Here is a 13840-nt window from a genome sequence, read left to right on the forward strand (position 1 = left end):
TATTGAAACGGGTGAGCCACGAAATCATTTGCACTCACCGATGGCAAATGTCTAGTTTTGTCTAGTTTTCAAGAAGGTGGGTAAGGTCTAAAGGGTTAAAGTTAGTTTTAGAGAAAAATGCTCGTACATGGTCTAAGGTCATCAGGACTATTACGAGTCCACGCAAAATATCAATTGATATTATCCGTGGAATGCGGTCTTGATTTTGATTTTTAGAGTCTAATACCATTGGAATAAAATTATAAATTCTTAAGCCCACCCTGACCAAGCTATCCCTTATAAGGAACTCCTAAAACTCTTTTCTGATAGGGAGATGGGGGGATGGGGAGATGGGGAGGTGGGGGGAGAAAAACCTCTAATTAAATAGGTTTACTCTCCTGAAATCTGCATTGAATAGCAAATATATAACTTCTCTATGCGTGTCAAATTTTATGTTAAGGAAGATGTTTATAAAGCATAGCTTACCAAGGGGGGTTGGGGGATTGAACTTTTTTGTTTTCATATTGTAGTCTACCTCAATTAAAACTGCTCTCATCCTGACCTGCATTATTTAATAAAGGTCTGCCACTCATACCATATTATTTTCAATAAATGTCTGTGGGAAGCGCGACAATACAAGAAAAAGGTAAAAAAATACTCCAATAGATCTCCAATACACCTCTAATCGGTCATCTTCCCTGCCCTACTCCCCACACTTCCCGCTCTTCCCACACTTCCTACCTATAGATCCCATTTGGGATCTATATTTTTTCCTCTTCCCTCCTGATATCATGTCCGCTGGTATCGTTTGTGTAAAAGTTAGGGTAAATATCTACAGGAAATTTAAGTTTTTTCCAGCTTTTAAGCCTTCTTCCTTCTTACTTCTTCCTTCTTCTTTACCCTTACTTACAATACTGATGCTACCGGACTTGATATGACTCCTGACTCTTTCTTTAAATTAATCCAACTCTTCCTCCCCAATATCGCTAATTGGAGCAGGTGCAGCTAACGGCGATCGCAAGTCTCCCACCATCTCTTGTATTTCTAATGGTGGAGGAACTGTCATCCGAGATACTAGCAAAGTCACAACAAAATTCAATAACATTCCTATTGTACCGATACCCTGATCGGATAATCCCAAAAACCATGTCGGCATTCCGTAAAATCTTACACCAATAATATAGATACTTGTAAACACTAAACCAACTACCATACCACTTACTGCTCCTTCCCGGTTGGTGCGCTGATCGAATACTCCCAAAATAATTGCTGGAAAAAAAGTAGCAGCAGCGACACCAACTCCCAAAGTTGCTATCTCAATCACAAAACCGGGGGGGTTAATGCCGAAATAACCAGCAAAGGCGATCGCTAATACTACCATTATTCTGCCTACCATTAATCTTTTTGCCTCTGATGCTTCTGGATTAATAAGGCGGTAGTAAACATCATGAGCAATAGCACTAGAAATCACTAATAACAAACCCGATGCTGTAGACAAAGCAGCAGCTAATCCTCCTGCTGCCACTAATGCAATTACCCAAGGAGCGAGTTTAGCTACTTCAGGAGTCGAAAGAGTAATAATATCTGGGTCAAGAATGATTTCATTAGTCTCTGTCTCTGGAGTCAACTGCAAACGACCGTCATTATTTTTATCGGTGAATTCTAATAAACCTGTGTTTTGCCATTTTGTCGCCCAGTCTAACTGTTGCACCTCCTCCACAGTTTTGTTGTGTAAATTATCAATTAAATTATATCGTGCAGCAGCAGCTAAAGCAGGAACAGTTGTGGAAAAAATGGCAATAAACAATAATGCCCAAGCTACAGAATACCTAGCTGCTGTCACATTAGGCACAGTATAGAAACGAACAATAACGTGGGGTAAACTAGCAAGCCCTACCATGCTAGAAATAGTTATGAATAGAACATCTAGCATAGTTTTTTTGCTGAAGGCAGCGGTATATTCGGGAAAACCTAAGTCAACCTGAACTTGATTCAGTTTTTCTACAAGATCGCTAAAAGTAAAAGCCAATTGTGGGAGCGGAATATTTGTCAGAATATTACAAATAGCAATAGCTGGTATCAAATAAGCAACAATAAGTATAAAGTATTGGGCGACCTGAGTCCAAGTAATGCCTTTCATGCCTCCTAAGATGGCAAAGAAGGCCACTATAACCATACCGATGACAACACCAACTTCAATGGGGACTTGCAAAAATCGACTGAAGACAATACCAACACCCCGCATTTGCCCGACAACAAAAGTTAGGGATATGATGAGGGCAGCAATAACCGCAACGATACGAGCAATATTAGAGTAGTAGCGATCGCCTATAAAATCTGGTAAAGTATATTTACCGAACTTGCGCAAATATGGGGCAAGCAGTAATCCCAAGAGTATATAACCTCCTGTCGCTGCCATTACATAATAAGAACCATCATAACCTAAAATTGACACTGCTCCTGCTATAGAAATAAATGAAACTGCAGACATAAAGTCCGCTGCTGTGGCAGCACCATTAGCAATTGCAGGTACGCCCCTGTCGGCGACGAAAAAACCTTCACTATCTTGGACTCGTGATCGCCATCCAATGTACAGGTAAAGCATTAAGGAAATTGTTACAAAGATAAATGTCCAAACTTCTGTATTCATTGAGTTTTTCATACACTATAGCAATCTGTTCTTAGCCAGTATATCTTCTGGGAGTAGACACAGCTAAAATCGATGGTAATTATTCTACCATTTGCTGTATCTTCACAACAAAGTAGCCAGGACAAGAAAAGTTATCAAGTAGGTATCATATAAAATCCGGTTGAATACTTATTATATATTTAGGGGAGATGAGGGATGGGGGGATAGGGAGATGGGGAGATTGAATATTGAAGTCTAGATAGAATTATGAACAAATTCACTTGAAAGCCTTTTTATAAGGCTTTCAAATCTTAATTTCCGCAGAAGTCTAGTACCAATAATTTCTACCAACTCATCTACTGTCACTTCTTTGATGCACAATCAAAACATCCATAATTAAAAACCTTCAAAACTTTGGATAGAATATTCTTCAGGATATATGGAATAAATGTAGGACTAGGAAAAAACATAATACCTAGTTGTTGCATTAATTCTTGAACATCACCTTGTCCCCAATGTTCTACAATTTTGCCATTCTCGACGCGATCGATATGAATAACTGAAAATGTTACTTGTTTTCCTGTTGGGGGAATACCCATCAACTCTCCCTGATGAGTTCCTTGAAAAATTCCACGAGTTACAACTTGATCGCCTTCTACTATCACTTCTTCTAAAATATGGCGACCATCAGGAAATGCAGCAAACATAGTTGCTCCATACTGCATAACTGCATCGCGACCTTCGAGCGGATTTCTATCGAGTCCTCTAGCAACAATATCGGCAGACATCAACTTTAGACCTTGCTCAATATCTTGTTGGTCAAAAGCTTCATAGAATTTGAGTACGATTGCTTTGTTCTGTTCTAGTGACATAATATTTGTCTGTAACCAATATATTTTTAATCACTCTAGTGTACAGATTTGTTACTCGCATTGACTTGGGTTAAGATATTCTTTTTTTATTTACTCTTCGTTTCAAACGACTTAGAGATTCTGGCTCGATACCAAGATGGGATGCAAGATAATATTGTGGTATACGTTGTAAAAGTTTCGGCTCACTGTTGAGAAAATTAAGATAGCGTTGTTCAGGTGAATCTCGATATAAAGAAAGCAAACGGTCTCGTAACTGAAAAGCTAAATTTTCTACCACAAGTCTAAGTAATTTTTCTCCATCTACTTCAGTTTCCAACACCTTAATCACTTGTGTATTTATAATTAGCACCTCAGAATCTTCGATTGCTTGACATGAAAAACAAGCTGGTTTTTGTTTGCGCAAACTTTCATAGTCTCCCAATGTATGATGTTCGGGATGAAAAAATAGTGTTAGTTCTTTGCCATCTTTAAGAAAGAAGGTTCTGAGACATCCTTTTTTCGTCAATCCTACGAAGTTACAAATATCACCCTCTTGAAATAGAAATTCTTCTTTATAAACTTTCCTTAATTCAAGAAGAGGTTCAACAAGAGTTAAATCAACTTGGCATTGTGGGAAAAGTTTTTTAACAAATAAATGTAGCGACTCATACATTTACCTAGTATATGTTCCTTGATAAATTCTAGCTAACTTTCAGCTTTTTTTCGAGGGGCAGGGCTAATTCATTGTGTTTAGAGAATATTTGTCACCCTATATTTTCCATTAAGTAACTGTGGCAAGATATAGGATATTTCAAAGGATATAATTTTTCTCCCGTGACAATTAATTAGTCCTGCTGCCTGCAAAGGGGATTTAAAATCAAAAAAAATTAATCTAACTCTTCCTCCCCAATATCGCTGATTGGAGCAGGTACAGCTATAGGCGATCGCAAATCCTCTACCATTTCTTGTATTTCCAATGGTGGAGGAGGTGTCATCCGAGAAACTACCAAAGTCACAATAAAATTTAGTACCATACCCACAGTGCCAATACCTTCAGCAGAAATTCCAAAAAACCATGTTGGCATTCCCGCAAATTTGACACCTATAATATAGATAGTAGTAAACAATAAACCTACTACCATACCAGCTATCGCTCCTTCCCGGTTAGTACGTTTATCAAACACTCCTAAAATAATCACCGGGAAAAAACTAGCAGCAGCTAAACCAAAAGCAAAAGCTACCACCTGAGCAACAAACCCTGGTGGGTTAACTCCAAAGTAACCAGCAATAGCAATAGCAAACCCTACCATTATTCGCCCTACCATTAACCGTCGCGCCTCCGATGCTCCTGGATCGATCATCCGATAATAAACATCATGGGCAATGGAACTAGAAATTACCAACAACAAACCTGATGCTGTAGATAAAGCAGCAGCTAATCCTCCTGCTGCCACTAAAGCAATTACCCAAGGAGCGAGTTTAGCTACTTCTGGTGTAGAGAGAACAATAATATCCCGATCAATCTTAATTTCATTAGTCTCTGTATCTGGACTTAGTTGAAAGCTACCATCATTATTTTTATCGGTAAATTCTAACAAACCAGTATTTTCCCACTTTGTTGCCCAGTCTAACTGTTGCACTTCCTCCACAGTTTTGTTATGTAAACTCTCAATTAAGTTGTATCGGGCAAAAGTAGCTAAAGCGGGTGCGGTTGTATACAAGATAGCAATAAACAATAATGCCCAACCAGCAGAATATCTCGCTGCTCTTACATTAGGAACCGTATAGAAGCGGACAATAACGTGAGGTAAACCAGCAGTTCCCACCATCAACGCAATAGTGATAAACAAAACATCCAACATACTTTTGTTAGTAAAAGCAGCGCTGTATTCTTGGAAACCCAAGTCTACCTGAACCTGATTGAGTTTTTCGACGATATCGCTGAAAGTAAAAGCAAATTGAGGAATGGGAATACCTGTAATAACTGTTGCAATAGCAATAGCTGGAATCAGATAAGCAATAATTAGTACAGTATATTGGGCAACCTGAGTCCAAGTGATGCCTTTCATCCCACCTAAGATAGCGAAGAAGGCAACAATAATCATTCCAATAACAACACCAGTCTCGATATCAACTTGCAAAAATCGACTGAAAACAATACCGACACCACGCATTTGCCCAGCAACGTAAGTCATGGATACGAATATAGCAGCGATAACTGCAACGATCCGGGCAATATTTGAGTAGTAGCGATCGCCTACAAAATCAGGGACTGTATATTTACCAAACTTCCGCAGGTATGGGGCGAGTAGTAACGCTAATAATACAAAACCTCCAGTCCATCCCATCAGATAGATTGAACCATCATAACCCAAAAAAGAAATTAACCCCGCCATGGAAATAAATGAGGCGGCAGACATCCAGTCGGCACCAGTAGCAGCACCATTAGCAATAGCAGGTACACCTTGATCGGCGACAAAAAAACCTTTACTATCTTTAACTCGCGATCGCCATCCAATGTACAGATAACCCATAAAGGAAATAGTAACGAATATAAATGTCCAGACTTCTGCACTCATTTAGTCTCTCCTGTCAGAATTAGATTTTTTATCAAGTTTGTCCATGTTGTATTTTTTATCAAGTTTATCCATTTGAATGGCGTAGGTAAAAATTAAGATTACGAACACATAAATTGAACCTTGTTGTGCCATCCAAAAACCCAAGGGGACACCGAAAAATTGAATTGCATTTAAGGGTTGAACTAATAAAATGCTAAAAACAATTGAAACTAAAGCCCAAACTATTAGCAAGTTTCTGATTAATGCTGTATTAGCACGCCAGTATGCTCGACGTTGTTCTTCGTTCATTTTTTAAGTTTTTGATTGATGATAGATATTTTTATCAGATTTTTTACCCAAAATCTGATTAATTTAGGACTTACGCAAAGAAACCCGGTTTTGAGAAGAAATCTTTAGCTAATAGCTGAAGCTATTTCAAAAGCTCTATACTTCTGACTTCTCACTTCTGACTTCTGACTTCTGTAAAACAGGTGGCTTGGCTCGATTCCAAGTATATTATTAAAGCATTATTTGATATTTGGAAAAAATGTAATATTAGTTATCATTTCTGTAGGTTTTATATGGTTATATTAATCTGGGAATTTAGAATATTTGCAATATAAATTAATTCAATTCTTAAATAATAAATATTTACAGCAATTTATTAGATTGAGAAACTTATCAAACGATTCTAAATTTATGAAGTATTTTTATGCTGAACAGTCTTAAATCGCGAAGGTAACATACAGCACTTTTCAGATAGATAGACTTTACGTCACAATCAAAACCTTATAGGGACTTTCTATAGAACGTCCCTATAATGGTATACTCATGAAAACCACTGTAAATATTGGATGTAAATAAATCAACCCGACTTCTCCTCAGCTATAATGAAGTTTCATCAAGAAATGGTATTTATGTAGCAGATTTTTCCCAAAACTTAGGAGTAATATAGACTGACAGTTAAGCAGAAAAAAAGTATTGCTAGTAGTATGATATAAAATTTTTCTTTTAAGTTTTAATTTGCTCTTATTTAGCTCTTGCAAAAATATTTCAATAAGTATATATTTGCTATATATCGTAGATATACCAATTAAAGTAAAGGTTAGGACATTTCTCAATTCTTAAACTTAGTTAGGGATTAGTTCTAAATTCTAAATTCTAAATTCTAAATATGGCCTTCTATAACCATGATTCACTTAAGTCTGAACTTAACCAAAGAGGCTGGCGTTTAACTCCTCAAAGGGAAACTATCCTACAGGTGTTTCAACGTCTACCTCAAGGCAAACACTTAAGTGCAGAAGAAATATATCATCTGTTGCTACATCAAAAGGAACAAATTAGTCTGTCTACCATTTACCGGACACTACATTTGTTGACAAAAGTAGGTATTTTGCGGGAACTAGAACTAGCAGAAGGACATAAACATTACGAGATTAACGCCCCTAACCTTCGTAAACATCACCATTTAGTCTGCCTTCAATGTCATAAAACCTTTGAGTTTAATGATGATTCCATACTGAAAATAAGTAAGAAGCAAGCTCAAAAAGAAGGTGTTGAAATGTTAGACTGTCAACTAACAGTTCATACTATTTGTATAGAAGCTGTACGGAAAGGTTGGCCTGCTTTAGTAGCTAGCAGTTGGTCTTGTCCAAGAACTAACTTAGGAATCAAGTCTAACTCAAATCATCAAAAGGCAACTTTGGAGGAGGAGGGGGAACTACCAAACGTTCAATAACTGCTTTATGACTCTCGCGGTTAGTTTGGACTTCTGCAGCGATCGCCTCAAACTTAACTTCCAAACAACCATAAGCAATATCCAGTTCCGTAATTACCTCTAGTTGCCCCATTCCATTTGGAATAAAATCAGTTAACCAACGTGGTCCAGATACTATTGTTTGAGCTTGGCGATCATAAACCCAAATCTTAACATAAATGCGAGGTAAACCTTCCGGTAATTCTACCCTAACTTTTACCGCTCTTCCAGCAATCACATCTTTAGCCAGCACTTCTAAATCAGGAACTGGCACTAGTTCCTCATCAGGTAAAATATAAGTCTGTGTAGAAATTGATTCATCCTGCTCCTGAGAAATATTATCTAAACCAAAATTCCATTGTTTCTCTTGGTTTGGTAAAATTTCTTCTAGTTGTTCATCTTCTACCACAAATTCTTGGGCTTCCCAATTAATTTCATCATTATTTTCACTAGCAAACTCCTCATCATCAACCATTACACTTATAGAATCATTATCCTGTAATTCTTTTTCAGTTTTTTGGTTAGAGTCTGATTTATTCTGTAATTCTGTACCCTTGTCTGTTTCTTCAGTTGGTGACAAAGAAGAAGCCTTCATCCATTGCAACAACTCAGAATCATTAATCAAAGAATAAGCCTTGGAAAAGAATCTATCCTCCAAGTTCAAAGCCTTAAACTCCTTGTTTATAGGAGCAAATTTTGTGGGAAAGGGTACGAGATTTTGCTTATTGTCATCTGCTTCCTCTTGGTTAATAGTTTCCGACTCTGACTTTTCTATTTCTGCTTGTGAAATTGTTTGCTCTTCAGGCCGATCCGAATTTCTCCAAACATCATCCATTTCATCTGGATCTTTAGGAGTATTTGACTTAGCCAATAAATCATTGATTTGAGTCGCATCTTTAGCCACATTATCCGGTAGTGGATTTCCAAATATTGGTAATTCTAGTGATTCGGGATCTGACTCACCTGTAATAGGTTTATATATTTGTGGTGGTAAAGGTTGATCTTTATCTGTTTTCTGCTCTGGTTGAGTCTGATTAATTTTTTCTACTAATTCCAGAAAAGAATGGGGTTTTTTCTGTGGCTTTATTCCGGCTAAAGTTTTTGTTTTTGGACTCATTCCCTGATGCCCATCTTCAACAAAATTATCATCAATTGCGGCTAACAAATTCTGCAGTGGAGCTGTAATTGTGAAAGATTTATTAGCGAGAGTATTCGTAGGATCTGTGAGAATAATTTGTCCTAATATTAGACGAGTTCTAATATTTTCTGGCACATTAATTGTACAGGCAAATATAATAGGTGGTATTTGCTCTGGCAGAGTTTGCTCTACTTCAATTAAAATTTCTGAAGTTTGAGGATTACGCAAACAAATTTTTAAGTTTCCATTGACTATCGGAGTATTATTCTGTGCAATGGCAGCATCTTTTTTTGTTAGATTATTCTGCAAAGGCAGGTGATTAAAGCCTTCATTAGATTGAATATTCTGATTTTGATTATCAATAATTATCTGCCCAGATATAATTAATGCTTCTCCTGGTTGAGCAATATAAGATGCTCGATCTAAAGTTAGCTCTAAAGGGAAATTTACAGTAGAGTTAATTTGGTCATTAGTATCTATATTTGTTTCTTTATTTATCTCTAATTCTATTTCTTCCTCTTGCTGAAGTTGCCCCAATATTGATGAATTATTTATCAGAGTTTCGGTTAGTTCTTTTAATTGATTCTCTATATTTTTGCCTTCTTGGTTTTGACTTGAAATATTTGGCTGTTCTTGTTCACCACTATCTAGTAAATCAGTGATATTTTCCATAATCTCTGATTCTTCAGATAATGCTTTTGATTCATCTTGAACCTGACCATCTAATAATTCTATTTCATCTGATTTAATTACCTCAAGTTTTGGCAATTCAGAATTATTTTTGACTGTATTTTCTTCCAAATTAATTGCCACTTCATCTGTGTCTACTTGACCTGAAAAAAACGATATATTTTCATTAGTAATTAAGTCCTTTGGCTCAGGTTGAGAATTTGCTACTATATCGGGTTTCTGATTCTGTAGTTCTAGTTGTTGTGAAAAATCTGAAGTATCATACTCTGTGGGCAATACTTCTAGATGGACAATATGTTGCTTTGTTTCTTTTGATGATGTGGTTAGTTTAGCTTGACAACGAAATTCCCACTTACCAGGCTTGAGGCGGGTAAAGGGGACAATAGATATGAGACCTTGAGAGTGAGTACGACTAGAACGTTTATGAACTCGCCTTATAGGTGGGATTTCTTCAGTAGAATCGTGAATAATGCGAATCTGGACTTCTGTATTGGCTATATGGGTATTAGCCACAATGCGATAGCGACCTTCTAGAATTTCTACATCGGCTGATTCTAAAGGTAGCCAGGTTTGGTCGCCTTCTTTCTGTAGCAAAAATTCCCAGTCTGACATCTACGGCTACAGCTTTACTTTACAAAATATATCTTCTTAAGTTTATCTCAAAATTATTATTTATTTAAGTAATTTTAGGCAATCAAGTCATAATTTCTTTAATCTTAAGATTTTCTTGATTTTTATAATCATAAATAATTATTTTTGTCAAGATAAAATGCGGATTTGATATTAGACCTCTCCCAGAAAGAGGAAGTAGGGAGTAGAAGGAAAGAATTAGTAATTTCTGCCTATGGGATTGATTTGATTTTTGATTGTCAGAGATGTCTATTTTAGGAAGGTTAATCTCCCACTCCTGCTATCAATTATTAAAGAGGTAATCATACATTATATCATGTCCGCTGGTATGGTTTGTGTAAAATTTGGGGAAATATTTACTATATTTAAGCTTCTTCCTTCTTCCTTCTTCCTTCTCTATAAAATACCGATGCTTTTTAGGTGAAGATGAAAATTTTTTATAGCAAATTAAGCGGATTTGATATTAGACCTCTCCGAGAAAGAGAAAGTAGGGAGTAGAAGAAAAGAATTAGTAATTTCTGCCTATGGGATTGATTTGATTTTTGATTGTCGGAGATGTCTATTTTAGGAAGGTTAATCTCCCACTCCTACTATCAATTATTACAGAGGTAATTATCCATTATTCATTATCCATTATCAATTAATTAAGAATTCCAACCCAAAGTTGTTTCTATTTCAGTTGCTAGAGACATAGGATCGAAGGGTTTAGTAATTACTCCATTTACTCCCAGCTCAAAAAAATGACGCTTATCATCTGAGCTAACTTTAGCTGTCAGGAAAATTACTGGAATTTGCTTAGTGGCTTGATTAGCTCGTAATTCTTGAAAAGTAGCAAATCCATCTAGTTCAGGCATCATTACATCTAAGAGAATAGCATCTGGTTGTTCTAGTTCAGCTTTAACAATACCTTCTCTACCTGAACTACCGGTAATTACTTGCCAACCACCAACCATTTCTAAACTAAGTTGGGCTACTTCCCTAATATCATCTTGATCGTCTATTAGTAAAATTCGTTTTTTTCTCATCCGACTTCACGCTTGAAAAGTATTAGCTTTTTAACACCTTTGTTACAACAATTGCTGATATAGAAGAAACTTCTTATACCAATTATGCTGCATTAATACTTAATTTGAGAAATACTTTATACTTTAGTATTTTTCTCTAATATCAAGTCTCATTAATTAGCCATAATAAAAATTATATAGCTGTTAAAGAGAGGATATTTTTTCTGAGCGGAATGCTGCAACAACAAATTTTCCCTTGTTCCCCACTCCCTGCTTTCTACTCCCTCAATTTTTTATTTTGCGTATTCAAAGAAACATGATATAACACCTACCACATTTTTTCAGAATATCTAGGAAACTTGAATTAGATTTAGTATTATAGCACTCACTATTACTTTTAGAAGATATCAAAAGCATAAAATTTAGACAAAGTAGGATTTTTCCTTCTAGCTTTTTGTTTCTTCTTCCCAAATTCTACTATCATACAACTTTAATCAAAAATTGGTAAAGTAACAAAAAAAGTGCTGCCCTTTCCCAAAGTGCTTTCTGCCCAAATTTGGCCTTCATGTTGTTGGACTATACTACGACAAATAGCTAGACCTAAACCAGTTCCTCCCTTCTGACGAGAGTCAGAAGCATCAACCTGTTGAAAGCGACCAAAAATACTTTCTATTTTATCAGCAGGAATACCTCGTCCTTGATCTTTAACCATAATTAAAACTTGATAACTAGAATTAATTCTACAAGCTGGTGCTACAGCAATATCTCCTGGAACGCCGGAAGTCAAATTATGGGAGTTATCAACTTGATTTTGACTGATTCGTTGTTTGCTGGCAGTTAACCATACAGTTTTTCCTGTAGAGGAATATTTGATAGCATTACTTAATAGATTAGTCAAAGTTTGAATTAATCTGTCGGCGCATCCCCACAACTTAGTATCTATTGGTGTTACTGATAAATTCACTCCTGTTTTCTCGGCTATAGGTTGCATTTCACTTGCCGCTTGCATCATTAACTCAGAAACATTGCAAGTTTGTTTGACCATTGTAACTTGATTAGAATGAAGACGCTCTAAGTCTAAAATATCGTTAACCAACCTTACCAAACGATCAGTGTTTGCAACAGCAATATCTAGCATTCTTCTACCTCTTTCTGGTGCTTGATTTAGTAATCCACTTTTCAATAAACCTAAAGCACCGTGAATGGAAGCTAGAGGAGTGCGTAACTCATGACTAACTACAGAAATAAATTCATCTTTCATCTGTTCAACGGCAAGTCGATCTGTGATATCTTTAAATGTCACAACCGCACCAGTAATTTTTCCCTGTTCTAGAATAGGTGTACTGACATATTCTACTGGAAAAAATGAGCCATCTCGTCTTCCAAAAAATTCATCAGTAACTTGACAAACTATTCCTTTTTCTAAGGTTGTTCTAACTGGACAAGCTTGACTATTTTTTTCTGTAGAAATACGATCAGTGTTCCTGTTAGTTTCACCTCCATACATTATGAAATTCCAGTCATTATTTACCAGTTCTTTAATTGCATAACCAGTCATTTTTGCTGCAGCAGGATTAACAAAAGAAATTTTACTAAATATATCTATTACACAAATTCCCTCACCCGCTGATTCTAAAATTAATTGATGTTGGTGACGAAGTTGTTCCAAAGATCGTTCTACCTGTTTGCGATCGCTAATGTCACGGGCAATAGTTGATACTCCTATAACATTATCTTGAGTATCTTTAATTGGAGATATTGTTAAGGCTACATCTATATGTTTACCATCTTTTCTCAGATGTACAGTTTCATAATTATCTATGCCGATACCCGCAGTAATATTTGCTAAAATTTGGGGGATTTCATTTGGTCTTTCTGGTACAGCCAACATTGAAATAGAACGACCTTTTACTTCATAAATAGAGTAACCGTAAATTTCTTCTGCTCCTGAATTCCAACTATAGATAATTCCTGCTAAAGTGTTGCCAATTATTGCATCATTAGATGATTCTACTATGGAAGCTAACCTCGTCATAGCTTTTTCTGTTTGCTTTTGCTCTGTAATGTCACGCCCTAAAACGACAATTCCATTTCGTTTTCCATCTTCATAAAATAAGGGAACTTTAATGACATCATAAATTTTTACACTTCCGTCTTTTTTTTGAATTACCTCTTCACTCCTAGACAAAATTCTTTTATTCCATGCTTCTTGATCGCTATGTTGGCAATTTAAAAGAGCTTCTTGATAAAATTTACTGATTTCTCCCAGTTCAGCATCTGATTTACCATGATAATCTACTTTTTCTATATCAAATAATTCTAGCATTGACTTATTAGCTTCTAACCATTTTCCTGTACCATCTTTAAAACAGACAATATCTGGCATGGCATTAATTAAAGTACGAAGCTTTAGAGAAGTTTCTTGGTATGTTTTCACCAGTTCTTGTAAAGCTTTTTCTGCTCGTTTACGTTCCTGTATTTCCGTTTTTAATTTAGCATTACTAGCTTTGAGAGATGCTATTAAATCTGTTTTATTTTTAAGAGTATCTTCAATCATTTTTCTTACCATATTTAACTCAATAATATCAAGAATGAATATTTATTA

At 36.0% G+C, this 13840-nt stretch carries 9 protein-coding genes; 1 reads left to right on the forward strand and 8 read right to left on the reverse strand.

Annotated elements, in window-relative coordinates:
• Positions 1-937: 937 nt before the first annotated feature.
• From ACP6PL_RS21325 to ACP6PL_RS21345, 5 genes are all read right to left on the reverse strand, one after another.
• Positions 938-2629 (reverse strand): sodium:solute symporter family protein, encoded by a 1692-nt coding sequence (locus ACP6PL_RS21325; RefSeq protein ID WP_426547283.1) that lies wholly within the window; start codon positions 2627-2629, stop codon positions 938-940.
• A gap of 341 nt (positions 2630-2970) precedes the next feature.
• Entirely contained in the window at positions 2971-3480 is a 510-nt protein-coding gene (locus ACP6PL_RS21330) for an ester cyclase (protein WP_426547284.1), read from the reverse strand.
• 70 nt (positions 3481-3550) lie between these two features.
• The gene (locus ACP6PL_RS21335) at positions 3551-4132 is read right to left on the reverse strand and encodes a Crp/Fnr family transcriptional regulator (protein ID WP_426547285.1); all 582 of its coding nucleotides are present in this window, start codon (positions 4130-4132) and stop codon (positions 3551-3553) included.
• Positions 4133-4346: 214 nt separating this feature from the next.
• Positions 4347-6038 carry a sodium:solute symporter family protein gene (locus ACP6PL_RS21340; RefSeq protein WP_426547286.1) on the reverse strand — a complete coding sequence of 564 codons (1692 nt, stop codon included), beginning with the start codon at positions 6036-6038 and terminating at the stop codon, positions 4347-4349.
• Positions 6039-6326: a DUF4212 domain-containing protein gene (locus ACP6PL_RS21345; RefSeq protein ID WP_426547287.1), complete on the reverse strand. Its 288-nt coding sequence runs from the start codon at positions 6324-6326 to the stop codon at positions 6039-6041.
• Positions 6327-7191: 865 nt separating this feature from the next.
• On the opposite strand from ACP6PL_RS21345, the gene ACP6PL_RS21350 reads away from it, so the two are divergent.
• On the forward strand, positions 7192-7755 hold the full coding sequence (locus ACP6PL_RS21350) for a Fur family transcriptional regulator (protein ID WP_426547288.1): 564 nt from the start codon (positions 7192-7194) through the stop codon (positions 7753-7755).
• Here the strand turns inward: ACP6PL_RS21350 and ACP6PL_RS21355 are convergent.
• From ACP6PL_RS21355 to ACP6PL_RS21365, 3 genes are all read right to left on the reverse strand, one after another.
• Positions 7694-10213 carry a hypothetical protein gene (locus tag ACP6PL_RS21355; RefSeq protein WP_426547289.1) on the reverse strand — a complete coding sequence of 840 codons (2520 nt, stop codon included), beginning with the start codon at positions 10211-10213 and terminating at the stop codon, positions 7694-7696. The genes ACP6PL_RS21350 and ACP6PL_RS21355 overlap by 62 nt on opposite strands.
• 662 nt (positions 10214-10875) lie before the next feature.
• Positions 10876-11256 carry a response regulator gene (locus tag ACP6PL_RS21360; protein ID WP_426547290.1) on the reverse strand — a complete coding sequence of 127 codons (381 nt, stop codon included), beginning with the start codon at positions 11254-11256 and terminating at the stop codon, positions 10876-10878.
• A 469-nt stretch (positions 11257-11725) separates the two neighbouring features.
• Positions 11726-13804 carry a PAS domain-containing sensor histidine kinase gene (locus ACP6PL_RS21365; RefSeq protein ID WP_426547291.1) on the reverse strand — a complete coding sequence of 693 codons (2079 nt, stop codon included), beginning with the start codon at positions 13802-13804 and terminating at the stop codon, positions 11726-11728.
• Between the last annotated feature and the right edge of the window lie 36 nt (positions 13805-13840).

The organism is Dapis purpurea BLCC-M126 (assembly GCF_050015975.1).
Classification (GTDB): Bacteria; Cyanobacteriota; Cyanobacteriia; order Cyanobacteriales; family Microcoleaceae; genus Trichodesmium.

Bases quoted from the DNA above. Each gene is read 5' to 3' on its own strand.
- ACP6PL_RS21335 (WP_426547285.1), bottom strand. From the start codon at position 4,132: ATGTATGAGTCGCTACATTTATTTGTTAAAAAACTTTTCCCACAATGC.
- ACP6PL_RS21350 (WP_426547288.1), top strand. From the start codon at position 7,192: ATGGCCTTCTATAACCATGATTCACTTAAGTCTGAACTTAACCAAAGA.
- ACP6PL_RS21325 (WP_426547283.1), bottom strand. From the start codon at position 2,629: ATGAATACAGAAGTTTGGACATTTATCTTTGTAACAATTTCCTTAATG.
- ACP6PL_RS21340 (WP_426547286.1), bottom strand. From the start codon at position 6,038: ATGAGTGCAGAAGTCTGGACATTTATATTCGTTACTATTTCCTTTATG.
- ACP6PL_RS21355 (WP_426547289.1), bottom strand. From the start codon at position 10,213: ATGTCAGACTGGGAATTTTTGCTACAGAAAGAAGGCGACCAAACCTGG.
- ACP6PL_RS21345 (WP_426547287.1), bottom strand. From the start codon at position 6,326: ATGAACGAAGAACAACGTCGAGCATACTGGCGTGCTAATACAGCATTA.
- ACP6PL_RS21360 (WP_426547290.1), bottom strand. From the start codon at position 11,256: ATGAGAAAAAAACGAATTTTACTAATAGACGATCAAGATGATATTAGG.
- ACP6PL_RS21330 (WP_426547284.1), bottom strand. From the start codon at position 3,480: ATGTCACTAGAACAGAACAAAGCAATCGTACTCAAATTCTATGAAGCT.
- ACP6PL_RS21365 (WP_426547291.1), bottom strand. From the start codon at position 13,804: ATGGTAAGAAAAATGATTGAAGATACTCTTAAAAATAAAACAGATTTA.